Here is a 26,955-nt window from a genome sequence, read left to right as displayed (position 1 = left end):
ACTTGCCTAACATATATATGTTTTAGGTATCTAACTTTAGCCTCCAGACCATTTGTCATATACTCCGACACTTATACCTATCTTCTTAACGATGAGTCACAATAATGCATTCATTTGAAATCGCATCAGGAAAATTTAAGCTTGAAGAGCAAAATGGCGAGTGGGCAACGGAATTAGTACATGTTCCTTTTTTGAACAATTTAACTTGTCGATTTATATTTGATGACGGGTTCATACACGATGAGGACAAATATGATTATTACCATGCAATCAATAACATATTGCATATAAATAAAGATTACTTATTAGAAGTAAGTAGCTATGCCTTTCAGTATTATCGAGATATTACTGAACAATTAAATCCACATGACGGCTTTATTCATATTGATAGCGAGCAAAGTATTTGGAAGCATGTTAATTTCTGCCCTAACTTGATGGTAAATAGGAGTGAAGAAGACAATCAAATTTACATCTGTCTTGGGGGTGATTGTGACTGGGACCCGGAGCATGGTTTACAACTGGTTTTCAAAAACGGTCAATTTTTAAATCGATTAAGCGCAATAGACTTTATTTTAATAAATGAAGACCCCACTATAATTTACCAATAAAGCTTTCCATCTATAATTCAAATATTTATTGGTAAATCAACAGCGTATTCTGGGGATGTCCTGCCAACTGGTGGTATAGCGAGGAGATAATAGTTGCCGACGCATCCTCCACTGAGGGGATATCCCTTGAGCCGCTAAAAACAAAGTATCCCGACCATACTTAGTATTTATCCCATCAAACATTTGCATCAATGCCGGATCCCCAGGGATAGGTTCAAACAAAGACGTTTGTAAGGGTGTTTCAGGAACCAGGTCCACTAAGCCAACCCCTATTTTGTAAAAGCCAATATCCGGGCGAAACATCTCCTGCGCCAAATGACTCACAATAGATGAAATCACTCTGGTATCATTGCACGCCACCGGAAAATGATAAAAACGTCGGGCGTGGAAAAACTGGGGATCATGGGGCGAATTCGCCACAAAACATTGCAGCGTTTTACACATCATCTCCTGCCCCCTTGCCTTTTGCGCTGCAATCGCAGCATGCTTACTTAATGCCTGTTGCAATGACACCACATCGGTAATACGCTCGCCCATAGAGCGGGTAGAGAAAATTTGTTGTTGCACCGTTGGAATTGCTGACCAGTTTTTTGCCACAATACCATTTAAATCCAATACGATACGCTCTAACTCAATACTGAATTGTTGCCGCGCCAGTTTCGCTGGCATCGCCGCTAATTGGGCGGCATTTTCTATCCCCATTTGTTGTAATTTAACGGTCAATCGCCGGCCTATCCCCCAAACATCACCCACGGCGCTTGCTAGTAATACCTTCTGCCTCGCGGCAACCGTATCCAGAACACAAACACCTGCGTAACCGGGTAGATTTTTTGCTGCATGATTGGCTAACTTTGCCAGTGTCAAGGTAGGCCCTAGCCCTACGCATACCGGTAATCGGCACTCTTTCCATACGGCCTTCCGAATATTTTGGGCATACGCCGACCAATCCGCTGCCGCCTCCAAACAGTGCTGCAGCGCCAAAAAGGTTTCATCAATTGAATAGATATATTGCTGCGGGGCGAACCGACCAATCACGGTCATCATTTTGGCTGACAAGTCACCGTACAGTTCATAGTTACTGGAACAAACAATCGCCCCCACCCGACGGCATTGCGCCTGTACCATAAAAAAGGGTTTGAATTTTTCGATACCGGCAGCTTTTGCCACTCGGTTTAATGCCACCACACAGCCATCATTATTAGACAACACCACCACTGGTCGATGACGCCACTCTGGCCGAAACACCACTTCGCAAGCGGCATAAAAAGCATTGGCATCCACCAGGGCAAACATTATGGCAATAACCCGCAGGGACGATGTAAGCGGATAGAATGAACCACAACCCCCTCAATACTAAAATCATCCCATTCATTAATCGTGACAGTGTGAAACTCCGTATTGGCCGAGCACAATTGCCGGCGGGGCTTATCGAGAATTTTACAGATAAACTCGCCGTTAAGATTGGCAACAATGACATCCTGTGACTGCACGACAACATGCCGATCCACAATCAAAATATCGCCACTGAAAATACCGACCCCTTGCATAGAGTCTCCAGCCGCTCGGCCAATAAAGGTTGCACTGGGGTGCAAAATTAGCAATGCATCCAAGCTTAATGGTGACTGTAAATACTCTGCCGCTGGAGAGGCAAACCCAGAAATGCCCGCGCTAGCCGCTAAAGGAATGACCTGCATCTCTTCACCTATCGCCTAAACCATGTGGATTTATTATTTGCTTGAACATCATTAGCGACCACCCTCTTCTTAGCACATGCCTACAATACTGTATATTTATACATATATCTTAGCCTGACTACCCAAGATGATCTAGCCCATTTTTTATACTTCCAAAGATGTGGTTGTGCTAATTTCGCCCATTTAGTTGAAAATACGGGCAGATATCGACTGTTATGTTCTCTGCCAACAAGAAACCGAATGACAACTGTATATATATACAGTTATTGATGATACCAAAGGTGACTGTATAGCTTGCTATAAATGGTTATCGTAAGCGCGTAAACATCAAGACCCGGCATAATGCTCGGTGGCTGTTTATAAAATCATATCAAACGAACTTGCCTAACATATATATTTGCTTGGTATTTTTAAACAAGGTTCCTCTCCGGTAACAATTGGCGAACCCCTGCGGGAACTCGTTACCCACATCCTGTGCGCAAAAAAACGCTGAAAGCCAGATACAAAAAACCCGGCATTAGCCGGGTTTTTATTACAAAGGATCACTTACCACAGTAATATGCTGTGAATGATACCCCTCGCATAAGTTTTGCTATCGCTATACCAGTAGCATATTCACGTCAAATGCGATTAAGCGAAAGCGAACATTATAATTCGATATCTATCCACACCATCCGATGATCAGATGAAATATCTTTGCCATTACCATATTTCCCCACTCGCTTATCATTCATCAATAAATAACCTGCTTCATTACTAGCAGGCCAGAAAACCCCTGCATCAATCGTATGTAATCCTGCAGATGGCACCACATGATCAACCCGTAAGCCGAAAGTACTGGTAATTAATCGCGGATAAGGTGTATCAGCAAGACTTTGTTTGCAGTCACCATTCGCCAGGCATTCCTCAGCGCCATTGCTACTTGGCGCAAATGATCCTGTCGTCACTAGATGATTGACATTGTTATGGCGTAGTAATGCATTAATCGTTGTAAGATCGCCATCACCATTTTCAGGGTCTGCGTTCAAATCCCCCATCACTACAAACTGGCTGTCCGGTGCCAATCCACCTTTACCGCCGGCGTCATCTGTCATGTAATCTTTACCGGCAATATAATCAACCCAAAAACCAATCTCTGCGGCATTCTTTGCCACGTTATAGGGCGCCTCATCACCTTTATCAAATACTGGCGGAGTCGGATGAGACATCAACAGATGTATGGTCTGCTCTTTATCCTGCAAAGACACTGTCACGGGGACATCAACATGATTTTTTGACGATAAAGGCAAAGCTGCCCATTCAGCATCGCTGTACCAAAATGGCTCAGCGCACCATGCCGCTGTGTTGCCTTCCTTACAATTCACCGCAACATTGGTCGCACCCGGCATATCCTTCCACTTAAACTGCTGGAAGGTACGAATTTTTTCATGATTAATCGGATAACGTGATAACAGGCCAAATGCATATTGCCCATGGTATTGACCAAAGCCCCAGGCATCACCCGGCCCATCAGTTTTGCCGTCATTATCCAGATCCATACCACTGGCTAAGCCTGTATTGGTGGCAAAACTGGCCATATGTGGGAAATGAATTGGCTTTTGCAATTCACCGCCATCAATACTATTCAGGCTCTGGGCAATTGCCAGATAGTTAGCCTTAAAATCAGTCAGTGCAGTTAAGTCCTGCCCGGTGCCATCATTATTGAATTCACTCATCATCAAAATGGCTGGACGCTGATGCTGAATAATCGCGGCAACATTGCGGATCTGAATCACCTTCAATGCCACAGCTTTATCAGCGTCACTGAGATCGCCATTCACATAGCCTTTAACTAATCTATCCTGCTCTGATTTGGGCAAGGCCATTTCTGCCGCCAACTGAGCAAATGTCTGGCGGTCGAAAGACAGGTTATAGGCACCAATCCTGACATGATCGGCCTGAGTTTCTGGGGCTGGGTCTACGGGATAATAATGATTCGTGGTTTCATCATTACAACCACTCAATAATGCCAAGGAAATTGCTGCAGCTGCTGCGGTTTTGATCAGTGTCATACCATGTTCCATCTAATTGAAAATAAAAACATCTATGTCAATCTGCTGCGCGTCGTATGTTAATGCGCCACAAATGCATCTAGGAGTGAACGAACGAGAGTGTAATCAACGTCAGACAGGACGCACGGAATAAACACTGGTAATGGGACAGGGATCTGATAAAAATAAAAACGAAATATAGCAGCGTAACATATTGAAAAAAAAGAATTACACAGTTCAAAATAAAGTCTAACCCGTATCAGGTGTAGATACATCCGCCCCCCAAGAGATGCCATGATTCGATAGCAAACCCATTAATCAACATGATATCTGCCTAATGGTGACATGAAACTCTTTCCATAAATCGGCATTTTTCTGGCCTGAGAAATCACAGCGCAGTAGATTGAAAATTCAACTGATTATCGGAATCTATCATGAAAAAAGTGTCACTGATCGCCGCTGCCGTCACCTCTGCCCTGTGCAGTTACTCCGCCATGGCCTGCACCACGATTTTGGTGGGAGACCGGGCAATGGCAGATGGCTCTTATATTGTTGCGCGCAATGAAGATTATCAGGCTACTAATGCCAAACATTTTGTACTGCACCCGGCAACTAAGGGAGATACCAGTACATTCCGCTCCCATGGTAATGACTTCAGTTATCCCAATCCGAAAAATGGTTTGCAGTACACATCACTTTCTGATTTCAACACCAATAATCAAAGTATGGGTGAAGCCGGCTTTAACTCAGCTGGGGTTGGCATGTCATCCACAGAAACGATTTATAATGGCGCCAAAGCATTAAAAGCCGACCCTTATGTCACTAAAACTAGCATTAATGAAGATTCCATTGAAAATGTGATCTTACCTCGCATCCACACTGCCAAAGAAGGGGTTGAACTACTGGGGAAAATCATAGAAACCCAAGGTGCGGCAGAAGGGTTTGGCGTCGCCTTTGTTGATAACCATGGTATCTGGTATCTCGAGACAGGTTCAGGTCACCAGTGGATGGCCCAGAAAATCCCTAACAATAAATATTTTGTCTCCGCCAACCAAGGACGACTACAACGCTATATTCCCGACAATGCTGATTATTTGGCATCACCAACCTTAATCAGCTTTGCCGAGCAACATCATTTAGGCCGTGCGAATAAAGACGGCAGTTTTGATTTCCATCTTGCTTATTCTCAAGATGTCAAAAATGACCTGACCTATAACTACCCAAGAGTGTGGACAGTGCAGCATCTATTTACCAAAGGGTTAGATACCAACATTACCCAAGGTAAGGATTTTCCTCTGTTCCTGAAACCGACAACTAAGCTGACTCTCACCGATATTGAAACTGCCCTGCAGAACCACTACCAGGGCACCAAGCATGACCCTTATACCAACCAGAATCCACAAGAGGCTTACCGCCCTATTTCTGTGTTCCGTACCCAAGAGTCTCATATTCTGCAAGTTCGCCCTCACCTTCCCCGCGCTATCGGCGAAGTCGAGTATGTCAGTTGGGGGATGTCCGCCCTCGGGGTTTATCTGCCCTTCTATCAGGGGATGACTAAGGTACCCGCAGGTTACGATATCGGCACTGATCATGCTGACAATCAGTCTGCTAACTGGAAATTCCGTAAATTGCAGACCTTGGCCATGACAGATTGGAATAAGTATGCCCCAGTTGTGCAAAAAGCTTACCGCGAATTTGAACAGCAAACAGCTGTTGCTCAGCAAAAAATGGAAAAACAATATCTGGCCACCTATCAGCAACATCCGCTCACTGCCGAGCAGATTATTAATAGCTTCGAGCAACAGACATCCGATAAAGCTTTGGTCTTAACTGAAAAATTAACTAATGACATCTTCACACAAATGACCCATGCCACAGATATGACATATCATTTTGAAGGGGCATAAAAAATCAAAAATCCCGCTCAGCCAACACTGAGCGGGATTTTTATTGATATCTAATCGGCTAAAAACCGTTATCTATTGTTATTCAGTATAAGGATAGACGGCCACATCATTACCGGGCTGATCAGCACTTAGCAACATATAGAGATAACCTCCTGCTTTCGCCGCTTTCATTTCCAGATAAATGATCCCATCACGAGACTCGACGCGGGTATCAGCATCCGTGGCTGTCGGCCAGCGCCCCTGGGCAACCGACAAGGTCAGTTTCCCCTTCACATGCTCTGGTTTTACCCATAGCTTGAGTTTCTGCTGCCCAGCTGCCAAAGGCACGACCAGATAACGGGCTTGTTGTACTGTCAACGAAGTATAATCGTGCACGGTTAATAGCAGCGGTGTTCTATCATCTTCCACCACTTTATCCTGCTCAACCACTTCATTTGCGTTCAAGCTGACATGCTCAAAATTATCACGGCCTAGTACACTGAGATAATACCGACCCGCTTTAACAAATCCATCATCCCCAACGGGCAGTTCAGTCTGTTCATTACTGGTGCCGGCGATATAATGGGTCAGCGATCTATCGAAATCGTAATAGGTCGCCTTGCTCTGAAACTTGATATACAGATCTGCATCGCCGCTACCGGACATGGTCAGCGTAAACTTGCGGGTCTTAGGTTTAACATCAACATAGAAAAATTGCTGGGAGCCATATTGCCCATCAAGTTCAATTGTTTTGCCTACCTGAAGCGCATTAATCACTGCTTGAGGCTGAGGGGCTGCGGGTTGCGCCGCAGGTGCACTCTGTGAGGTCGATTTAGCTAATGCACTTTTCAACCAAGTCGCAAATTCGTCATCGTATTGCTGACCAAGCGCCTGCACTTTTGCAGCCCATTGCTGATATTGACCCGCACGGGATAATGCCAGCAACGCATCCACATCATCGCGGTGCTGCGTCATCATAAAGCGGACTGCAAAATAACCCCAACGGTAAATCCGATCCTGCCCATCGTTATAGCTGGTGCTAAATACCTGAGATAATGTCAGCGGTTGGGCTTGGCTGACCACCTGGCTGGCTACCGGATTGTTGTCCTTGTAATGCATATATTCGGCAAAACCTTCCAACCACCACACGATATGACCGTATTTCAGGTTATCGTTAAAGCCGCCATAAAGATCATACCGGCCATCCAGATAATGGGTATATTCATGCTCCAAATTCAGGATGGAAAAATCACGGTCATAATCATTACGATGAGCCACAAAACGGGCCACATTATCCTGGCGACTAGGATTTCCTTCTAAATAAATGCCACCATTGTTGGTCGGATTACCAAACAGAAAAGCAGAATAACTGGTGTAATCTTGTGTGGTATCAAACACCACCACTTCCACAGCACTATTGTGATCATCTGCTACCGGTTGATAGCCATCATTCATGGTTTGATGGAAATCATTTTCTTTGGCATTAAGCCGATCACAGGTTTGTACCAACTGTGCTTGAGTCAGCTTTTGTGCCCGCACAGTAGCTGCACCATCACAGGCATAGGTGAGTGGCAGGATCAACTGCTCCAATCTGGCTTTGGCATCTGTCAGGCCCAGCGCCTGTTCCTCGGAGCGGGCATAATAATGGATCATCTCAGCGGCACCCAACCACACAGGGGCATTACGTTCATTGAGTGGATAATGGACGAGGATCTGTTTCAGTGCTGCTAATGCCTGTTTTCGAGTTGTCTGATGTGGACTGATCAACAGGCGACCGATTTCCCGGGCGGCATTACTCAATATGATGCCAGCTTGGGTATCTAACGCCCAGTCATTATCCAGTACCAAAGCTTGTAACTGGTCAATCACTTCTGGATGAGCGGCCACCGCAGCATAAAACGCATTATTACCAACATGCCCAAACATGGCACGAAAAACGTTATTAGCACTTTCAATAAAGCTGCCATCATTAGCATTATTACGACTCAAATGACTAAATACAGGCATGCTAGCCGTGAGCGTTAAAGGTAAGGCTTTAATACTATCAGCTAATAAAATCACCTGCCCCAACAGAGACTCAGCAGCATGGTTAGCAGTAAATGCCTCGGGCTTAGCTAAAAAAGCATTGATGTTAGCGGCAATAGCATGACTTAAACTGACAGGATAATTACCCAGTGAACTTTTCATACCATAACGAACATAGTAAGCCGCACTGAGATAAGTCACCATATTGCTGATTTTGGCAATTTGCTCCGGCTCAGCCCGGTAATCAGCAATAAGTTGGCTCAATTCAGTATTTAGCGCCAGCAATTGCTGCTCACCCATATTATGTTCAAACAACTTAGCTGGAGTACTGTACCACTGAGCAGTACATTGCCCACTGGCCTGCGCAACTGCGTTGATAATACTGGCTTGAGCGCCCAACGCCTGGGGGCTGCAGTCATTCTGCGCCAGCGCATATTGGGAAGAAAATGCAAAACAAGAAACGACCAGCGATTTTTTAACCGTTTTAACTAAAAAAGTATTCATTAATAAAAAGAAACGGGTTAACAGGGCTGGCGATTCTATTGAATAAAATTTTCTACAACAACATAGAGTTACAAATGTCTATCCGAATTAATTTTTGCTAAATCCTTGTGGTAATTATGCTGCACATTGCTAAACGTTAAATGAATTTTTAGATCAATCTGTCGCATACTCATGCAGCTCAGTGGACAAAAACCGCTATTGCCTCGCTAAAGCTTATAAAAAGTAAAATAAGCAATCTAATCACACTCAAAGCCAACTCAAATTTAATAGCGTACGGCATACACTTCATCGTCATCTTACTGATCTTATTTTAACAATGATGTTCAGGTGATGAGTTTATAATTCGAGCCTTAGTCCAACACCGGATATAATTGCTTAGCAGCAACAAAAACGATCAATAAAATACAAATACAGACATAAAAATCAACAACAAGCCAAACAAAAAAACCCACTATAAATATTGAACAACAATGAAGCATAAAAACAAACATCACCAATGAAAAATAAGATAATTACGCTGGATAAACGTCAGATATTGATATAAATATTGCAACTGCGGTATCAGTGCCGATAAAATCCGCAAAAAATTAACTTGTAAATAAATTTTGCATTAACTGCAATTTATCTAGCCAAGTTTACTTGTATCGCTATAACTCACATTGGAGATATCTGTTGCAAAAATCACTTTTAATGCTCACCTTAACTGCATTAATGTTAACCGGTTGCGGTGGAAGCAGCAATGACAATCAAACAGGCGCAGCTGGAAATCAATCTGGTAATGTGGCCACGAAACCTAATGTGACACCACCTACATCAGCTGTAAATCCCGGTTCCAGCCACTCAACAGGTGCTATGCAGCAAGGGAGTCACCACCAAGTTGCACCGCACTCCACCGGTGCGACACAGACACATTCCGCAACGCCAATTGCGCCAGAAGAAACGCCTCCACAATCAGTGCCACCAGTACAATCTGGCGAAAATGTATCCGCACCAGGCACTGGTAGCGTCAATCATCCAGAACCCGAGCCAGCGCCAGAGCCGAGTGCACCACAAGTACCGCCCGCCCCTTCCAAAGAGCCGCAAGCTGGAGAAACTCCCGCACCTGCCACGTTCTATCCGGTGATCACAGTGCAAGGAAATGAGTTTCCAACTGGCCAGAGTATTCTTGATGGGAGTTTAAGCCGGCACTCAGAGGAACCTGTTACCGCATTCTGGCGACAAGGAAAGGATAAGATACTGGGAGAGTGTGAATTAGCCGGAGCGAAAAATACTTGCCATTTGGAATTAGATAGAGTTGATATTGATACTAAACAGCCCGTTTCTTTGTGCTTACCTAACGGTCATTGTACATCATTAGTTTTTCCTAACGTAAAATTTACTGGCGAGCTCAACTATCAAGGTAAAGTCACTGCTCATCTAAGCAAAGAATTCTCAGATGATATATCAACAGCCTGGCTACTCAGTTCAGCGCCAGATAACGCAATAGCACAACAAGAGCATCAGGCACTCAATGTTTCCCCACAAGCGCTTACGGTAAAACTTCAAAGTAATGATTGGGGAATTGATGCCTATATTCACCAGTATTTATTTTTTTGTATCACAGATCATGGCAAAGGCTGGCAACAGTACTGTTTTAGTGTTGGTGAGCAGGCAAATAAGATAAGACAATTTAAAGATTTAGTAATATATGATGCTGATGACAAACAAAAAGAACTTGTGGGAGGAGGTGTATATGATATATCCGAGCCTACCAGCAATATAACCAGAAGTATTGCACCTGTGCCATTTTTAAAAAGTCACTTAAATATCAATATCTATCGGCCACTAACTTTGTCTGAGTTGTATCTAATAAAAACAGAAATAAACAAACCTAAAACACAGGGTTATCCATTGCTTGAATACAACAATGATTTTGGATATGAAGAATATGGTGATTACTACGTTTATAATAACGCATTTCTTTTATGTAATCATATCACTGGATATAGCTTATCTATGCCAGAAACAAAAGATCTTACAAAAATTGATAAAGCAGCTTGGTTAGAGTCTGGTTGGCCAAAAGGGGCTTATTGGAGCCGGAAGGTTGCTGATGGAAAAGCCTACAATATTGCATCTTATGCATTAACAACCCCTAAAACAGCGTTAACTGCCTGTAAGATAGAATAGTCCAGAAATTTAATTTATAGAGGAAATACACCCCCCGTATTTCCTCTTTTTTCAATCAACTTATTTTTCCAACCTTTTCACCTTGTCGCAATTACAATCTGGCAACGATAGATGTGCGTTTTCGCAAAAAAATAAAACATTAAGTCAAACAACTTACTTTATTCAGCTTTCAAAAAGATAAAACTGTTGCTAATCACTAGATTTCGTCGATAAAATCCACAAAAACATGGTTTCAACTTGAAACGAGTATTAATAAAAATTTAATTTACTCGCTTACAGGTTTTACTCGTTTCATGCTCATCATTCTTTTGGGGAGAATCTCAGTTGTATAAATCATTCATGTTAAGCATATTTACTTTGCTAGTACTAAATGGCTGTGGTGAAGGTAAAGACCCTTCATCTACAACAAATGGCAACATCGTAAGTTCTGATATCATTGCGCCTCTGGCGCAGGAAAAATCCGAACAAACAACAAAAAAAGTTGTAGCACAACAGCCGCAAAAAACAGCAATATCTGCCTCTCAGCAGCAAACTGCACAGCCCATTGCACCACAACAGCCTATTCAAGTGCCACCACAACAGACTGCACATGGGAAAATGATTACCGCAACACTACCTCACACTAGCGTGGATCACCTTAGCTTATCATCGACAGCACAGCCAAACCCTCAATCAATGTCAGCTGACAAACAAGCTGCAACGATAGTTTCTGCTAAGCACAACAATATCACTGCCATAAAGACAGAATCTGACATTGAACCAAGCATCGAAAAAACGACAGCCGCTTTACCTACTGAAGCTGATCCTCTGGTTCTAGACCCGGTTACAGAGCATGCCGTAGATTTATGGCATCCAGAGCCTGGTCCTGTCGTTTTGCCGCCAGAACCGGCAAAACCGGTAATTGAGTTAGTGCCAACCGACATTAAACCTATCATTCAGGTTAGAGGCAATGATTACCCAACTTCTCACAGTGTGCTTGATGGCATGCTGTCTCAGCAATACGATCAGCCGATCACTGCATTATGGCAACAAGATGACAAGCCAGAACCATTAGGAAAATGTGAGTTAGCCGGTGCAAAAAATACTTGTCATCTGGAACTTACCCCCCTCAACTTAAACAATAATCCTATTAAGTTATGTTTAAACAATGGCAATTGTGCCAGTCTAGAATTACCTAAAGTCAAATTTATTGGCCAGTTAAATTACAAAGGCACAGTGACAGCAGAACTATCAGGTTTTTCAGATAACCTGACGACACAGTGGTATCTCGGCAGCGAAGATGACTTACGCTATACCAATGATAATTATTACTTATTATCAGAAGCAGATGATCAACTATCCATCAACCTAAAAAACGAGCTTCATAGCGCTAATTTTTATATCCATGAATATCTGTTTTTTTGTGTAACAGATAATGGTAATCACTGGTCACGGCAATGTATGAATGTCGGCAGTCAGGCCAACAATTTTTATAATATGGAAGATTTACTCGATACTATACATAAGGACATCTCTTTAGTTGGTGGTGCACTAAGCGAGATAAGCGATAAAGCAGGGATCCGCCGTATCGCACCAGTGCCCGTACTATTTACATCACGCAATGAGCGAGTTTATCGGCCATTGACCCGGGCAGAACTGCAAGCCATTAAAATTCAATTAAATGCCAAATATGTATCTTATCGACAAGACCGACGCTATCCACAACTCCCCTACAAAGAAGAGCGTTATCCAGCGGAACAGTATTTTTCCTATTGGCAATTTGGTGATGCCCAGTCTCTCTGTGCTGGTGAACACATGGCTGATAAATTACCAAGTATCGAAACATTACGACAACTTAGTCTAAGTGAACTACGTGATTCAGGCTGGCCTACTGGTGACTACTGGAGTAGCTCTAGCGCTGATATCCGCAATTGGCTGCAAGTCATGAATAGCCAAAATGGTAAATTAGGATCTGCTGATAAAAAATACCCTAACTCTTTTATTGCTTGTCAAGCTTACTGAGCATTCACTGAGCGTTAGATTTTCATGTGCTCCTTATTATTTACCAGGAGCGCTTCAAATAACATAAATTATATGTAATACCTATATGACTAAACTTTTAACCCCTTTATTTTACTTATCGCCACTCTTAGTTTTATCAGGCTGCGGTGGGGATAGTGAATCACAGCCACAAGCCGATAAAACACCAAAAGTAGCAATACATGCAGAAACGCAATCTCGCAAAACGGCTATTTCGAATATAAGCCAAACTCAGCATGCAAAGATAAAATCTGATACCAACGCTTATACCAATAATGCACAAAATCTGAAGGCATCAATTCAACAACCTATATTGGTTGAGCCTAATCCGATGACAAGTCACAATGAAGATGTTTCTGGCAGTAAAATTGAAAATAACGCACAGAAACCGACTTCGCAGGCAATTTCTTCTGACGTCACAGTTGCAGCACCGAAGCGTCAGCCTGATTTACCAGTAGAATCGCCAGAGAGTCATCCTGATATACAGGCGGAATTGCCAACTCGCGCACCTCAGCCACACACACCACCTGAGTTCAGCGAAAGAAAAATTCATCATCCAGAGCCAAACACTAACCAGCCGGTTATTGTGGTTGATGATAAAACACAGATGCCAGATAAACGTGCTAAATTAACTGGCCAATTGATGCAAGCGGGAGATAAAGTCTATGAAGCCAGTTGGCAACAAAATGGGTATCAGTTAGGAAACAAATGTTCCCTCAGTGGTAATCGTAGTCGCTGCGAGCTGGATTTAGCAGATCCCAACCTCTATATAAATATAAAACAACCGATTAATTTTTGTTTGGAAAATGGACAATGCGCGCACTTTCAACCCGCCAGTGTCAGCTTTACAGGTGAACTGAATTATAAAAATCAAGTCACCGCACATTTGACTGGGTTTTCCAATGATATTGAAACGGCGTGGTATATCGATTATCACAGCGAAATCAATGCCTTTTTCGGGTGGGAACATCCAGTATCCAATACAGATAATCCACTCACAATTAATCTGATTGGCAATTCAGACACGCCCCACAGTGTTATCCATGATTATCTGTATTTTTGTATTACCGATAAAGGGCATGGCTGGCAACGGCAATGCTTTAATGTCGGTGCAGAAGCTGGAAACATTGAAGGATTTGATGATCTGCTTAATAGCCGGGAAGAGAGTAATAACCGCTTAGTCGGTGGCGAACAAATTAATGATATTCCGGTTCGCACAATCGGCCCAGAGCCCTATTTCAGCGGCAAAACCCGCTGGGGTACATTTAAATTATTCCGACCTTTAACCCCGCAAGAACTGTATCAAATGGGGGTGAAACTGAATATGGCTGTCATATATAACAAAGATAGACTCTATCCTGAAATGAACTATGACAACAAACACCAGGAACGAATGGAGAGCAACTTTACTACGGTCAATAATGCTCAACAACTGTGTAGCCAATTTGGTACCAATGTTCCTTCCATTGATATGTTAATGAATAAATATGGGGAATATTTCGACTTCAAAGCGGCTGGATGGCCAGAAGAGCTTTACTGGAGTCGCACTCATAATTATAACGACCACAAACTTAATTATCACTGGATGTATGTCTCTTACCAAAATAAAAAGAGTGATTACTTTGATGATTATATGGGTGTCACAACCTGTGCCAGAGAAGATTAAGCAATAATGATAAAGCAGCCATCATCGGCTGCTTTACTACGCTTTTTAATCATCTCAGCAAGCTCAAGGTTACCGCCCAATACAGCTTAATCGGCCCTTAAATAGCAAGTTTTCCGATTAGAGCTTCAGCCCAACGCGTATCAGGTCGTCTATAGCCATCACAACTCCCTATGCTTATGTGTTAATGCTTCAGTTCAATCTAAACCGGCTGCTCGTCAGTCTTATCCTGCTCGGGTTACTTATCGTTATTGCCCTTTATTTACATGACAACATTATCCGGCCATTTTTTGGTGATATGCTGGCAGTAATATGGGTCTACGCCGGGTTAACCACTTTTATTAAACTGCCACCTAAAACTGGCTGTATCGGCGTATTTATGTTCGCAAGCTTAATTGAAATCGCGCAATACTGTCAGTTATTAACCCTCCTTGGTCTGTCTCACTATAAAATATTACGCATTATTTTCGGGGCCACATTTGATTGGATGGATATCCTCGCATACGCCGCAGGGGCACTCACATGCTTGGCGGCTGAATATTTTATCAACCGACTCAAGGCAGTGCAGTCTTGCTAAAACGATTCAATATTCACTAGGGCGTGTTGATGTTTCGAGTTTGTTTTTGCAGCGATTTGAGGATGCTTTATACAAGGCAGAGGCTTTGATTGGTAGTTGCGCTACCTGATAAGCCGATAACGCAGTAGAAAGGAGCCTCAAACGCTGCCCTCAGGGTTCGGCTAAAAGCGTTTTATTCTTTGTTGAGCGGTTCTTGCTTAGAATAACTAGGCGACAAACCACTCGCCGCGATTAAAACGCTTTTATCTCAAACAAAATTTAATCACGAAACATCAACACGCCCTAGCCAAATACAAAAAAAGCAGCGTTAAACGCTGCTTTTTTGTGGTTCACCTAGGTGATTAATGACTGTCTACAAATACAAACTTAACAATAAACAGCAAGGCAACCAGTGCGACACCTGGGTGAATGTCACGCCATTTGCCAGTGCCGATTTTCATCACACAAAAAGTGATAAAGCCAGTTGCAATCCCTTCCGTGATAGAAAAACTGAATGGCATCATAATACAGGTAATAAAGGCCGGTACAGCCTCAGTCATATCACTCCAATTGATCTTAGACAGACCGGAGCACATTAAAATACCCACATAAATCAGTGCGCCAGCAACAGCATAACCCGGTACCATCGCAGCCAATGGCGAGAAGAACATCACCAGCAGGAACAAAATGCCCGTTACCACCGCGGTTAAACCAGTACGACCACCTACCGCCACACCGGAAGAACTTTCAATAAAGGCTGTTACTGTTGAGGTGCCCATATAAGCCCCTGCAACCGATGAGAATGAGTCCGTCAGCAATGCCTGCTTCATGCGTGGGAAACGACCACGGTCATCGGTAATACCGCATTTCTCGGTGACCGCAATCATGGTGCCAGAGCTGTCAAACAGACTTACCAACGCAAAAGAGAAAATAATGCCAGACAAGCCCAGATTAAAAGAACCCGCCAAATCCAACTGACCAAAGGTATCGGCAATACTAGGCGGCATAGAAACAACGCCGGTAAATTTCACATCACCCAGCAACGCACCAATAGCCGTAACGATAACCACAGATAGCAACACAGCAGAATGAACGCCACGGGTTGCCAAAATCACCACAATAAAGAAACTCAGCGCGCCAAGCAGACAATGCAGTGATGTTAAATCACCAACGGCAACCATAGTGGCAGGATTCGCGATGACAATCCCGGCTTTATTCAGCCCCACTAAGGCAATCAACAGACCAATGCCGCTGGGAATACCGATACGTAAACAGGTAGGAATATTGGTTAAAATCCAAGAGCGGAAACCAAATAAAGACATCAGCGCAAAGCCAACGGCACCCCAGAAAATGGTACCCATGCCCACTTGCCAACTAACGCCCATGCCAACCACAACGGAGAAGGCAAAAAAGGCATTCAGCCCCATAGCAGGCGCCAATGCGATAGGCAGATTGGCCACCAGACCCATCACCACACAACCGATGGCACTGATAAGACAAGTCACCACAAAAACACCACTGGTATCCATGCCCGCGGCAGACAGGATCTGCGGGTTAACGAACACGATATACACCATGGTCATAAAGGTGGTGATACCGGCGGTCATTTCTGTACCGGCGGTGGTTTGGTGGGCAGAGAGTTTAAACAGACGTTCCAGCAGCCCTTTAGGTGCCGGACCTGGCGCAGCACCGGTCGGCCCCTTAGGTGGGGTCGGCTGGTTTGTTTGTCCAGGAAGGTTCATAACATATTTCCTTTTCCAGTAACGTACAAATATGTCCCTGACAGGCGATACCGGCAAAAGATATGTGGTTGAAATGCTTACACCGGGCGTATCGACAGGGATAACTTGCAATGACGGCAGGCAAATAACAAAGTAACACCACGGAGGAGAGGAAGAAACGGCTTATCCGCCCCTCACCTGCCAACTGTTTCACTTCCGGCAGATTTTCCCGGCGCGTAAACAGCAAAAGGGCCTGTAAAGACAGGCCCTTTTCATTACTGGGAGAATATTATCACTTTTTAATGATTCAGCCCAGCATTGTTGGGCGGCGATTTTGCCACGGCGCAGCAGATTCTAATTGTGCCGCAAGCGCCAACAACAGCGCCTCATTACCATAGGCGGCACCAAACTGAATGCCGATAGGTAATCCATCAGCATTCCAGTGCAAAGGCACTGACATGGCTGGCAGCCCGGTCATATTGAACATACTGGTGATGGGCGATGCCTTGATAACGCCGCTGACAAAATCATCAAACGGTTGATACAGGCTCAGCTCTCCTATCTTCGGAGGCGGCGCAGCGGTTACCGGCGCCAAGATCAGATCATAATGCTGGAAAAAACGGTCAAAAGACTGCCCGGCCTGATCATAAGCCGTTCGGGCTGCAAACACGTCCTGCGCCGTGTGCTTTTTAGCATTTTCCATAAAGCCCCAGACAATGGGCGCAAATTCATCTTCCCTCGCCTTACGCCCCAATTTACGCTCCCGCGCCTGTACAGTGGATAACACGCCATTAGAGGTGGTGACGCCCATGCCTTTATACATAGCTTCAATCGGTAACTGAGGTGAGGCTGTTTCCACATGATGCCCCAAGGATTCTAGCAGCGCTATAGTACGATCAACCCCGACAATACAGTCTTTATGTACTGGCAAACCAAATGGATGGTGTTTCATCACTGCGATTTTCAGCCCCTTTGGCACTGTCGTAATCGCGTGTAAAAACGCGCCATTGGGATGCTGCACCCGGGTGCCGGGTTCCGGCCCTTGGGTCAGCTCCAGCAGCATTGCCGAGTCCCGTACCGAACGGCTGACCACATTATGTACCGATAGTCCCATCCACCCTTCCATGGCATCCGGCCCGGTGGCAATGCGCCCCCGACTCGGTTTAAGGCCAAAAATCCCACAATGTGAAGCCGGAATACGGATAGAGCCTCCGCCATCACTGGCATGGACCGCAGGTAAAATACGGGCGGCGACTGCGGCAGCTGAGCCGCCACTGGAGCCACCGGCCGAGCAACTGGTATCCCAAGGATTTAATGTATCACCATGCAACGCAGATTCCGTGGTTGCCGTTTGACCAAACTCCGGACTGGTCAGCTTCGCCATAATATTCAGCCCGGCAGCCTGATAGCGCTGGGTCAGGGTCGAATCATAATCTGCCACATCATCTTTAAAGAACAGGCAACCATTGGTGGTCACCGTGCCTTTCATCTTGATATTGAGATCTTTCAGCGCAAAGGGGACGCCCCGCAACGGCATAGAACGAAATGCCTGCTCTCGGGCGGTTTTGCCCGCCTGACTCAATTCAGTGGCATAACTGCGGGCTTGCTCTAAATGGCTAACGGCCAAGAGATTGAGATGACTGCGCGCTTCAAATCTGGCAGCCGCGGCATCAAATAACTCCAGTGGCGTCACTTCCCCTTGGTGCAACAGCTCAGCCATTTGGGTCATATCCCAAAACTCATACTCGCGCAATGGCAATGTTTGTGACTGGGAGGCATCGTTCCCTTTAGCCACGGCGTTCATACTCACGGGCGCAGTGAGTGAAACGGCGCTTAATGCGCCTAATGCGCCAGTCCCCTGCAGTAATCGGCGACGGGTCGGCTGAAACTCATTGATTTTATCCTGGCTCATCTCAGCTCCCCCATACTTTTTGCGCCGCGGGCGATGCTGCGATCAAGTCATCCAATACCGCGCCAATTTCAGCTACATCCCACTTCGCCCCTTTATCCCGGGTTTCGCCGGTACGCCAACCATCACACAGAGACAAACGTCCGCCCTGGCTTTCAATCACCTGCCCGGTAATATGTGCCGATGCACTGCTGCCAAGCCATACCACCAAGGGAGCAACGTTATCAGCAGCCCAAAGATCAAAGCTGCCATCCTGTGGCTTTTTCACCACATCTGGCATAGCCCCCTCTGTCATGGCGGTTCTTGCTGCCGGGGCTAACGCATTTACGGTCACGCCATAGCGCTGCATTTCTGCGGCCTGCACCAAGGTCAGAGCGGCAACGCCACCTTTCGCAGCACTGTAATTTGACTGACCAATCGAGCCCTGCAACCCCGCCCCTGAGCTGGTATTAATAATGCGAGCATCCACCGGCGTACCGGCTTTTGCCAGATCTCGCCAACGACGCCCCAAGAGATTGGCAAGGCAAAAATGCCCCTTTAGGTGCACTTGCATAACCCGATCCCAATCCGTCTCGGTCAAACTGGTAAACATGCGATCTGCCAGTACGCCGGCATTGTTGACCAATACATGCACCTCGCCAAAGGCTGCTAAGGCGGCATCGACAATATGCTGAGCGCCGGCCATTGAAGTAATATCATCACTGTTAGCCAGCGCTTGTCCGCCGGCAGTGACAATCTCATCCACCACAGCCGCTGCAGCAGCTGGACGGATATCATTGACCAGCACACAGGCGCCCTGCTCAGCAAATGCCAGCGCATATGCCCGGCCCAAGCCGCCACCTGCGCCGGTAATAATCACGGTACGTCCTTTACACAGTGTCATAGCGTTATTCCTTTACAGCCGTTCAATAATGGTGACATTGGCCAGACCGCCGCCTTCGCACATGGTCTGCAACCCATATCTGCCGCCGCGCCGCTCCAACTCATGCAATAAACCTGTCATCAAGCGCACACCGGTGGCGCCAAGCGGATGCCCCAAGGCAATTGCCCCGCCGTTCACATTGAGCTTGTTATGGGGGCAAGCTGTCTCCTGCATCCAAGCCATGGCCACTGAAGCAAAGGCTTCATTCACCTCTGCAAGATCAATATCCGCCATCGTCAACCCAGCTTTTTTCAGCGCAGCCTGGGTTGCGGGGATAGGTGCGGTTAAATGCCAGATAGGGTCATCCCCCAGCACAGACAAATGGTGTATACGCGCCCTAGGAGTGAGGCCATACCGGGTCAGCGCTGATTTGGAGACCACAAGTAACGCCGCGGCTGCATCACAAGTCTGACTGGAGACTGCGGCGGTAATATCGGGATAATCCGCGCCAATCGGCTCTAACTCTGCCATTTTCGCCAATGAGGTATTACGCGGCGTTTCATCTTTATCTATGCCCCCAAACGGCACGATTTCCCGGTCAAAATACCCGGCCTCAATCGCCGACAATGCCCGCCGGTGGCTTTCTAATGCAAAGACTTCCATATCACTACGACTTAACTGCCAGTGACGGGCGATGCGCTGAGCGGCATAGAACTGATCTACCGGTGCATCGCCAAATCTGGCTTGCCAGCCTTCACTCTGAGCAAAGGGGGTGGTAAACCCCAGCGGCTGACCGGCTAGCATGGCCGAAGCGATCGGAATCGAGGTCATGGTCTGCACCCCGCCCACGGCAATCACATCCTGGGTGCCACTCATCACAGCTTGCGCAGCAAAATGCACCGCTTGCTGGGATGAGCCGCACTGACGATCCACCGTAGTACCCGGCACACATAAGGGCAATCCTGCCGCCAACCAACTGGTGCGAGCGATATTGCCCGCCTGCGCGCCAATGGTATCAACACAGCCGAAAATCACATCACCGTAATCCTCGGCTGGAATTGCATTACGCTCAACCAAGGACTTGAGCACATGGCCACCGAGATCCATGGCATGAACCCCAGCATAACTGCCCTTTCGCCGCCCGGTTGGCGTACGCAGGGCATCAACAATATAGGCTTCAGGCATTATTTACCTCCCGCTCAGGGGCACTGCCGAAGGTATCGGCCGGGCCGTAATCCAAAGAAGCATCATGAGCAAATAACGCAGTATTGATGCGCTGCTGATGAAACGCGCGATCTCCCCAGCTTGAGGCCAGTGACCAACTGCGCTTCATAAACATTTGCAAATCCACTTCCCAGGTGTAGCCCATCGCCCCATGCACCTGAATGCCATGGTGGGCAGCTAGCTGAGCGGCATCATCGCAGGCCAGTCGCGCCTGAGAAACATACAAACCAGACTCAGGCTGCTGATGGGCCAATGCCCACGCAGCGCGGTAGAGCACCGGCCGGGCAAATTCTATCTTGGCGGCCACATCGGCCAGGTGATGTTTGACGGCCTGAAAACTACCGATGGCGCGCCCGAACTGTTTGCGCTGGGCCACATAATCCACAGATAAATCCAGCATCCGCTGTGCCAGCCCCAGTAATTGCCCGGCCACAGATAAGGCGCCGCGCTGCAATGTCTCTTCCATTAATGCTGCCGCTTCATCACCGCGGCACAATAGCGTTTCTGGCTTAGGCTGCCAGCTCACCTGGGATAGACGTCGTGATGAATCAATACTGGGGTGTAGACTGATATCCACATCCCGGCGGGGCACACAATGCAGCGCTGCCTGACTGATATCAGTGTTGCCAGCCGGGTTAACCCCCTCCATCAGCAAAATGAAATCAGCCAAATGGGCATCGGCAACCAAAGGGTTAACCGGATGCTGTAGCGCCAAGCGCAACTCACCACCGGCAATTCCACCAAGCAGTTCGTCGGTCTGCGCAATGCTGTTTTGAGCTGTACTGTTTTGAGCTGTACCGTTCTGGGCTGCGCTAGACAGTGCAGCCAACAATCCCGCTGCCACATAAGCGGTATCGGCCATAGAATCCGGTATGCCGTAATATCCCAATTCTTGGGTCATCAGTGACCAGGCAACATCATTGAGTCCCAAGCCACCGGCATGCTCAGGAACCGACAGTGCAGTCAGTCCTTGCTCGGCCATTTTTGCCCGCAACTCAGGGCTACGGCCAGAATCGGTTTCCCAGATTTCCCGCAGCGCCTCAGGAGCGGCCTCTGTCATCAGAAAGCGACTGATGGCCTCTTTAAATGCCAGTTCGTCATCGGTGAAAGTAAAGTCCATATCACAGCCCCTTAACTTTTTGGCAGGCCCAGCATCCGCTCGGCGATAATATTGCGTTGGATCTCATTGGCCCCGGCATAAATTGGCCCTGCCTGAGCAAACAAAAAGCCTTCCAGCCAGTGACTATTTTGCGTCTGGGTCAGCTCGCCTTGCGGCCCGAGGATCTCCATGGCCAACTGATGCATCGCCAAATCCAGCTCAGACCAGATGATTTTATTGATGCTGGATTCAGCGCCAATCTTCTCGCCGCGGGATAAACGCCCAACCGTGTAATAGGCTGACAACGCATAGGCTTGCGCATCAGACCACACCTTAGCGACACGACTAGCGATGGCAGGATCGCGATCGGCACTGGCTTGATTGGCCAGATAGAGCTGCACCAGATCCCGGGCGGTTTTCTGGAACCTAGCGGGCGAGCGCAATAACAAGCCGCGCTCAAATCCGGCTGTCGCCATGGCCACTTTCCAGCCCTGCCCTTCCTCACCGATACAGTTCTCTTGCGGCACGCGCACATTGTCAAAAAAGATCTCAGCAAAAGCCTCTTTGCCATTCAGGGCTTTAATCGGCCGGATTGTCACCCCGGGGGCATCCAGTGGCACCATCAAATAAGACAGCCCATGATGGCGACTGGACTGGGGATCGCTGCGAAACAGCCCAAAACACCAGTCAGCAAAAATGGCTCTTGTCGACCATGTTTTCTGGCCGTTAATCACATAGTCATCACCATCGCGCACGGCTTTTGAACTGATAGCCGCCATATCTGAACCCGCATTCGGCTCAGACCATGCCTGCGCCCACATTTGCTCACTGGATGCCATTGCGGGTAAAAAGCGGTTTTTCTGCGCCTCAGTGCCAAACTCCATCAGGGTTGGCCCGAGCAAGAGCTGACCATTTTGGTTAACCCGCATCGGCGCACCGGCAGCGTAATATTCTTCTTCAAAAATCAGCCACTCAATCAGATCGCAGCCACGTCCGCCCAACTCAGTGGGCCACATCACCATGGATAGTCTGGCATCAAACAGTTGACGCTCCCACGCTCTGTGCTGCTCAAACCCTTCCCGGGTGTCATAACTTTGCAGCGGCTCGGCGGGCAGATGCTGTGCTAACCACTGGCGCACTTCAGTCCTGAATGCCTGCTGCTTTGGGGTGTAAATCAACTCCATATTGGCTTAAGTCCTCCCGACTAAAAGCTTGCGTCGCGTTTTTCCACAAACGCGCGGCGGGTTTCGGCTGAATCCGGCGAGGTATACGCCTGCAGAGTAAAGCCCTGTTCCCACCGATATTTATCCTCTAAGTTGCCATCCTCAATGCCGTTAAGTGCTTCTTTAGCAATGCGAATCATGGCCGGGGATTTCGCCGCAATTTTGGCCGCAATGGCCAATGCTTCATCCCGCAGTGCCGCTTTGGCAACAATCTTTTCAATAAAGCCATAGGGCTCAGCTTCACGGGCAGAGATTGCCTCGCCGGTGAAAAACAGATAACGCACCTTCTGCACCGGAAATAACCGCTGCAAATGTGCGCCGCCGCCCATGGCACCGCGATCTACCTCAGGTAGCGCAAAGCTGGCACACTCTGATGCCAACACAATATCCGCCGCTCCGGTAATGCCGATACCGCCGCCGAGCACATAACCGTGCACCGCGACAATCACAGGCACAGGGCAACGGTGTACCGCTTTGAACGTGGCATAATTGCCAGCATTCACTGCGACAATCCGCTCCGGATACTGATCTAACTCTTTGATATCTACCCCGGCGCAAAACCCGCGCCCTTCTGCGCGGATAATGACGACACGGACAGCATCGCTTTGGCCTAACCGGGTAATTTCATCCGCCAAGGCAACCCACTGTTCACTGTTCAGGGCATTGACCGGTGCATTGGCAATCACGACCTCTGCAATACCGTTATCAACCGCGGTGGTAAACCCACAGTTTGACGGCTTATTTGTTGCTACGGCATTGGCCGTCTGTGTTTGCTGTTCCATTAGCCTGCCTCCTGTTGTTCTGGTTGTTGCTTTGCGCTTGATGGTGTCACCGTTTCCGTCTCTGAGCGCGGCTTGACTGCAGCCGATTTTACTCGTGCGTCGGCAACCAAAGATGGCGATGCTTGCGCGCTAAGATCGCTGCGACTGTAAAGGCGTAACAAGCATTGCTGCGCTTGGGTACTGATGCGTTCAATCAGGCCGGCGACACTGTCCAGTTGATCAATGGCCGCTGCCACCTGCCCACTGGGCAAAATGCCACCATCAGGTTGCCCATCAACCATGGCCCGCTGCAACAGCACAGGTTGATTGGCGGACATCACCACTTGGGATAAGGTGGCCGGGTCATCCTTCACCGCAGACAAAAACACCCGCAACATATGCCCTAAAGTCATGCCGGTTTCCTGTTTCCAACGCCAAGCGCTGCCCAGCGCGATCCGCAAACGGCCCAAGGGCGATGCCCGTTCCAGACGTTGAATAAAGGGGTTATCAATCATGCGATGACGCATACCATCCACTGCCCGTGTGACTCGCACTGCCGCAGGGTCATTTACCGCAAGATAACGGGATAAGGTCGTCTCCGGCGTAGGGGATTCTTTTGTCATCAAAAAGGCTGTGCCCATGGCAATGCCATCTGCGCCCGCAGCCAGTGCGGCGGCCAGCCCCCGCCCGGTCGAAAAACCACCGGCGGCAATCACAGGCACATCCACGGCCTCTAACACCTGGGGCAGCAAAATTGAAGACGGCACACTGCCGGTATGACCGCCCCCCTCTGCCCCTTGAATGGTGATCATATCCGCCCCTAATTCCACCGCTTTAATGGCATGTTTAACTGCGCCAACAGTGGGAATACAGAGCACTCCCGCTTTTTTCAGCCGCGCAATGGTGGCTTTATCCGGGCCGCGACCATAACTGACGGCCCGGAGCTGGTAACGAATCGCCAACTCAACACACTGCATGGCGTTTTCCTGAAACATATGAAAGTTGAGCCCAAACTGACTACCGCCAGTAGCCGCAATCACCTTTTGGATCTCCTCTTCCAGCCGTTCAGCTGCAATCGTAGCACCGGCCAGAAAGCCAAAGCCCCCGGCCAGGGTAGTGGCGGTCACCAAATTGGCATCGGAAACCCAGCCCATCGCGGTTTGAATAATGGGTACCCGACAGCCCAGTTGCTCGGTCACCCGGGTCGGGAAAGCAAATGGCGCGGTCATGAGGCGGCCTCCTGAGATGGCGCGCTCGCGCGATTGTCTTGGCTACGCTCGGTATCAGCTTGAGTATCGCGCTTAGCCTCTGCGGCTTGGGATTTATTGGCTTTTGCCATGGCTTTACCATCAAATCCCCCCAAGCGGTCACCAGAGACAGATTCGTTGTGGACATGGGCAAAATGGTGCAGCCCAAACACCATATCCATGGTGCTGCGCTTACCCATTAAATCTTCCGCATTATTGATGGCCTGTTTGGTCAGCTGCAGTCCCAAGCGCGGCATCTGCGCCACTTTGGCGGCGATATCCAAGGTGCTTTGGCGCAAGCTGTCACGGGGAACGACCCGGTTAACCATGCCCATTTCATAGGCACGGGCCGCGGACATCCGCTCACCAAGAAATAAAAACTCTTTGGCAATTCTTGGGTTTAACTCATGAACGTGGGCAAAATACTCCACGCCGGGAATGCCCATACGCACCACGGGATCTTGAAAGAAACTGTCTTCACTGCAAATAATCAGATCGCACACCCAAGCCAACATCAGGCCACCTGCGATACAAGCCCCCTGCACCATGGCAATGGTGGGTTTGGGGATCTCCCGCCAGCGACGGCACATTCCCAGATACACTTCCTGCTCTCTGGCATAAAGAAACTCACCACCAGGCTTATTGCTATGGTCATACCATAAACTGGTGCGCTCAAAAGACTGATCCACATCCCGCCCCGGTGTGCCAATATCATGACCGGCAGAAAAATGTCTGCCCTCCCCGGCCAGAATAATCACCTTGACCTCGTCATCATCACAGGCCAATGCAAACGCCTTATCCAGTGCATAAGTCATGCGGGAATTCTGGGCATTGTGATACTCAGGCCGTTGCATGGTGACAATGGCAATACCATTGGCGCTTTCATAGCCGACGACTTCATCGATCACTTCATTATGCTGGCTCATTGGACGCTCTCCGCAGCTGACGTTCGGCGATCCCCGGGGGGATTGTCTTTAAGCTGTGCGCCGCGCAAATTGTGCGGGTCAAGCTGGCGGATAATGGCCAGTTGCGCTGCCGTAGGCGCTGGGGTTAATGGCACATCATCGGGAATATGCAGGGCAAAACCGGTTTGCGCGATCACAGTGTCAACACTGACGCCCGGGTGCAAACTCACCAGTCGCAGCTGATGTTCCGGCCCCTGCCAGTCCATCACGCACAGATCCGTTATCACCAACCGAATATCAATATCATCGGTGCTGTACCCCTTGGGTAAGCGAGCGGGATTGAAACCAACCGATGCCACCATGTCACATTCGCCACTGACGAACACTCTGGGGTTATGACTGGGCACAAAAAAGGAATTGGCATGGCTGATGGAGTTACCGGGGAATCCGCGCACACCAAGCATCTGTACCTTGGGGCGCTGGTAATCACTGCCCAAGGCTGAGATATTCGCCTGCCCGAATCTGTCTATCTGGGTCGGCCCTACCATGGCATGACGTCGGCCACTCCAGACATTGTCAAAAATGCGCGAAAACCCCATCCAGGTTTCATTGGCCTGCACAAAGTCATCTTCACGCGGGCCCAGTGGGTTTGGCTCAGATAACAGATAGGCTTCTGAGTCTGTCATCATCAGATCCGGATTCACGGTTTTCATCGCCAAACTGGCGGCCAGACGAGGGATCACCCCAATGCCGGTTGCCAGCACTTCACCATCATCGGCAAAGGCGCGGGAGGCGGCGCAGATCATCAGCTCCGCCAGTGTGTATTGCTCTGTTGCTTGCATGCTGACTACTC

At 47.8% G+C, this 26,955-nt stretch carries 20 protein-coding genes; 6 read left to right on the top strand and 14 right to left on the bottom strand.

Translation table 11 applies throughout. The annotated features are described in order from the left end of the window. The first annotated feature begins 104 nt into the window (after positions 1-104). Positions 105-608 (top strand): DUF6985 domain-containing protein, encoded by a 504-nt coding sequence (locus tag NFHSH190041_RS09095; protein WP_261924905.1) that lies wholly within the window; start codon positions 105-107, stop codon positions 606-608. 36 nt (positions 609-644) lie between these two features. Here NFHSH190041_RS09095 and NFHSH190041_RS09090 read toward each other — a convergent pair whose 3' ends face one another. The 3 genes from NFHSH190041_RS09090 to NFHSH190041_RS09080 form a co-directional block, all read right to left on the bottom strand. Further along, entirely contained in the window at positions 645-1,901 is a 1,257-nt protein-coding gene (locus NFHSH190041_RS09090; protein ID WP_261924904.1) for a Y-family DNA polymerase, read from the bottom strand. Next, a complete protein-coding gene (locus tag NFHSH190041_RS09085; RefSeq protein WP_261924903.1) occupies positions 1,901-2,302 on the bottom strand; it encodes a LexA family protein in 402 nt (133 codons plus the stop codon). The genes NFHSH190041_RS09090 and NFHSH190041_RS09085 overlap by 1 nt, the downstream gene beginning before the upstream one ends. Before the next feature lie 647 nt (positions 2,303-2,949). Next, positions 2,950-4,353, bottom strand: a complete 1,404-nt coding sequence (locus NFHSH190041_RS09080; RefSeq protein ID WP_261924902.1) for an endonuclease/exonuclease/phosphatase family protein — start codon at positions 4,351-4,353, stop codon at positions 2,950-2,952. Positions 4,354-4,766: 413 nt separating this feature from the next. Here NFHSH190041_RS09080 and NFHSH190041_RS09075 point away from each other — a divergent pair, with 413 nt between their 5' ends. Then, positions 4,767-6,239, top strand: coding sequence for a C69 family dipeptidase (locus tag NFHSH190041_RS09075; RefSeq protein WP_261924901.1), 1,473 nt, complete (start codon positions 4,767-4,769; stop codon positions 6,237-6,239). A 78-nt stretch (positions 6,240-6,317) separates the two neighbouring features. On the opposite strand, the gene NFHSH190041_RS09070 is transcribed toward NFHSH190041_RS09075, so the two are convergent. Further along, on the bottom strand, positions 6,318-8,747 hold the full coding sequence (locus NFHSH190041_RS09070) for a collagenase (protein ID WP_261924900.1): 2,430 nt from the start codon (positions 8,745-8,747) through the stop codon (positions 6,318-6,320). A 672-nt stretch (positions 8,748-9,419) separates the two neighbouring features. On the opposite strand from NFHSH190041_RS09070, the gene NFHSH190041_RS09065 reads away from it, so the two are divergent. From NFHSH190041_RS09065 to NFHSH190041_RS09050, 4 genes are all read left to right on the top strand, one after another. After that, a complete protein-coding gene (locus NFHSH190041_RS09065; protein ID WP_261924899.1) occupies positions 9,420-10,913 on the top strand; it encodes a hypothetical protein in 1,494 nt (497 codons plus the stop codon). A 324-nt stretch (positions 10,914-11,237) separates the two neighbouring features. Then, entirely contained in the window at positions 11,238-12,914 is a 1,677-nt protein-coding gene (locus NFHSH190041_RS09060; RefSeq protein ID WP_261924898.1) for a hypothetical protein, read from the top strand. Positions 12,915-13,263: 349 nt separating this feature from the next. Continuing rightward, the gene (locus NFHSH190041_RS09055) at positions 13,264-14,598 is read left to right on the top strand and encodes a hypothetical protein (protein ID WP_261924897.1); all 1,335 of its coding nucleotides are present in this window, start codon (positions 13,264-13,266) and stop codon (positions 14,596-14,598) included. A 184-nt stretch (positions 14,599-14,782) separates the two neighbouring features. Beyond that, the gene (locus NFHSH190041_RS09050; protein WP_261924896.1) at positions 14,783-15,172 is read left to right on the top strand and encodes a DUF2809 domain-containing protein; all 390 of its coding nucleotides are present in this window, start codon (positions 14,783-14,785) and stop codon (positions 15,170-15,172) included. A 341-nt stretch (positions 15,173-15,513) separates the two neighbouring features. Here the strand turns inward: NFHSH190041_RS09050 and NFHSH190041_RS09040 are convergent, their stop codons facing one another. The 10 genes from NFHSH190041_RS09040 to NFHSH190041_RS08995 all read right to left on the bottom strand — a co-directional run bounded on the left by NFHSH190041_RS09040 (position 15,514) and on the right by NFHSH190041_RS08995 (position 26,944). Further along, positions 15,514-16,812, bottom strand: coding sequence for an NCS2 family permease (locus NFHSH190041_RS09040; protein ID WP_315972987.1), 1,299 nt, complete (start codon positions 16,810-16,812; stop codon positions 15,514-15,516). Between the two features lie 367 nt (positions 16,813-17,179). Then, positions 17,180-18,784, bottom strand: a complete 1,605-nt coding sequence (locus NFHSH190041_RS09035) for an amidase (protein WP_261924895.1) — start codon at positions 18,782-18,784, stop codon at positions 17,180-17,182. Between the two features lies 1 nt (position 18,785). Next, the gene (locus NFHSH190041_RS09030) at positions 18,786-19,664 is read right to left on the bottom strand and encodes an SDR family oxidoreductase (RefSeq protein ID WP_261924894.1); all 879 of its coding nucleotides are present in this window, start codon (positions 19,662-19,664) and stop codon (positions 18,786-18,788) included. 12 nt (positions 19,665-19,676) lie between these two features. Then, positions 19,677-20,828 (bottom strand): acetyl-CoA C-acetyltransferase, encoded by a 1,152-nt coding sequence (locus NFHSH190041_RS09025; protein WP_261924893.1) that lies wholly within the window; start codon positions 20,826-20,828, stop codon positions 19,677-19,679. Then, the gene (locus tag NFHSH190041_RS09020) at positions 20,821-21,987 is read right to left on the bottom strand and encodes an acyl-CoA dehydrogenase family protein (RefSeq protein ID WP_261924892.1); all 1,167 of its coding nucleotides are present in this window, start codon (positions 21,985-21,987) and stop codon (positions 20,821-20,823) included. Before NFHSH190041_RS09020 ends, NFHSH190041_RS09025 begins: the two co-directional genes overlap by 8 nt. 11 nt (positions 21,988-21,998) lie before the next feature. Further along, entirely contained in the window at positions 21,999-23,150 is a 1,152-nt protein-coding gene (locus NFHSH190041_RS09015; protein WP_261924891.1) for an acyl-CoA dehydrogenase family protein, read from the bottom strand. A 20-nt stretch (positions 23,151-23,170) separates the two neighbouring features. Continuing rightward, positions 23,171-23,971 (bottom strand): enoyl-CoA hydratase family protein, encoded by an 801-nt coding sequence (locus tag NFHSH190041_RS09010; protein ID WP_261924890.1) that lies wholly within the window; start codon positions 23,969-23,971, stop codon positions 23,171-23,173. Beyond that, the gene (locus tag NFHSH190041_RS09005; RefSeq protein ID WP_261924889.1) at positions 23,971-25,179 is read right to left on the bottom strand and encodes an NAD(P)H-dependent flavin oxidoreductase; all 1,209 of its coding nucleotides are present in this window, start codon (positions 25,177-25,179) and stop codon (positions 23,971-23,973) included. The genes NFHSH190041_RS09010 and NFHSH190041_RS09005 overlap by 1 nt, the downstream gene beginning before the upstream one ends. Continuing rightward, positions 25,176-26,123 carry an enoyl-CoA hydratase gene (locus NFHSH190041_RS09000; protein ID WP_261924888.1) on the bottom strand — a complete coding sequence of 316 codons (948 nt, stop codon included), beginning with the start codon at positions 26,121-26,123 and terminating at the stop codon, positions 25,176-25,178. The genes NFHSH190041_RS09005 and NFHSH190041_RS09000 overlap by 4 nt, the downstream gene beginning before the upstream one ends. Beyond that, complete coding sequence (locus NFHSH190041_RS08995) at positions 26,120-26,944, bottom strand: CoA-transferase subunit beta (protein WP_261924887.1); 825 nt, start codon at positions 26,942-26,944, stop codon at positions 26,120-26,122. Before NFHSH190041_RS08995 ends, NFHSH190041_RS09000 begins: the two co-directional genes overlap by 4 nt. Positions 26,945-26,955: the final 11 nt, after the last annotated feature.

This window comes from Shewanella sp. NFH-SH190041, from assembly GCF_024363255.1.
GTDB lineage: Bacteria > Pseudomonadota > Gammaproteobacteria > Enterobacterales > Shewanellaceae > Shewanella.
Note: the sequence above shows the minus strand (reverse complement) of the source record. Positions and strands in the feature narration are given on the sequence as shown.

Excerpts from the sequence above, each read along its gene's own strand:
- NFHSH190041_RS09020 (WP_261924892.1), bottom strand. The coding sequence starts at position 21,987 with ATGGACTTTACTTTCACCGATGACGAACTGGCATTTAAAGAGGCCATC.
- NFHSH190041_RS09080 (WP_261924902.1), bottom strand. The coding sequence starts at position 4,353 with ATGACACTGATCAAAACCGCAGCAGCTGCAGCAATTTCCTTGGCATTA.
- NFHSH190041_RS09000 (WP_261924888.1), bottom strand. The coding sequence starts at position 26,123 with ATGAGCCAGCATAATGAAGTGATCGATGAAGTCGTCGGCTATGAAAGC.
- NFHSH190041_RS09050 (WP_261924896.1), top strand. The coding sequence starts at position 14,783 with ATGCTTCAGTTCAATCTAAACCGGCTGCTCGTCAGTCTTATCCTGCTC.
- NFHSH190041_RS09095 (WP_261924905.1), top strand. The coding sequence starts at position 105 with ATGCATTCATTTGAAATCGCATCAGGAAAATTTAAGCTTGAAGAGCAA.
- NFHSH190041_RS09090 (WP_261924904.1), bottom strand. The coding sequence starts at position 1,901 with ATGTTTGCCCTGGTGGATGCCAATGCTTTTTATGCCGCTTGCGAAGTG.
- NFHSH190041_RS09030 (WP_261924894.1), bottom strand. The coding sequence starts at position 19,664 with ATGACACTGTGTAAAGGACGTACCGTGATTATTACCGGCGCAGGTGGC.
- NFHSH190041_RS09010 (WP_261924890.1), bottom strand. The coding sequence starts at position 23,971 with ATGGAACAGCAAACACAGACGGCCAATGCCGTAGCAACAAATAAGCCG.
- NFHSH190041_RS08995 (WP_261924887.1), bottom strand. The coding sequence starts at position 26,944 with ATGCAAGCAACAGAGCAATACACACTGGCGGAGCTGATGATCTGCGCC.
- NFHSH190041_RS09005 (WP_261924889.1), bottom strand. The coding sequence starts at position 25,179 with ATGACCGCGCCATTTGCTTTCCCGACCCGGGTGACCGAGCAACTGGGC.
- NFHSH190041_RS09055 (WP_261924897.1), top strand. The coding sequence starts at position 13,264 with ATGACAAGTCACAATGAAGATGTTTCTGGCAGTAAAATTGAAAATAAC.
- NFHSH190041_RS09085 (WP_261924903.1), bottom strand. The coding sequence starts at position 2,302 with ATGCAGGTCATTCCTTTAGCGGCTAGCGCGGGCATTTCTGGGTTTGCC.
- NFHSH190041_RS09025 (WP_261924893.1), bottom strand. The coding sequence starts at position 20,828 with ATGCCTGAAGCCTATATTGTTGATGCCCTGCGTACGCCAACCGGGCGG.
- NFHSH190041_RS09035 (WP_261924895.1), bottom strand. The coding sequence starts at position 18,784 with ATGAGCCAGGATAAAATCAATGAGTTTCAGCCGACCCGTCGCCGATTA.
- NFHSH190041_RS09070 (WP_261924900.1), bottom strand. The coding sequence starts at position 8,747 with ATGAATACTTTTTTAGTTAAAACGGTTAAAAAATCGCTGGTCGTTTCT.
- NFHSH190041_RS09015 (WP_261924891.1), bottom strand. The coding sequence starts at position 23,150 with ATGGAGTTGATTTACACCCCAAAGCAGCAGGCATTCAGGACTGAAGTG.
- NFHSH190041_RS09075 (WP_261924901.1), top strand. The coding sequence starts at position 4,767 with ATGAAAAAAGTGTCACTGATCGCCGCTGCCGTCACCTCTGCCCTGTGC.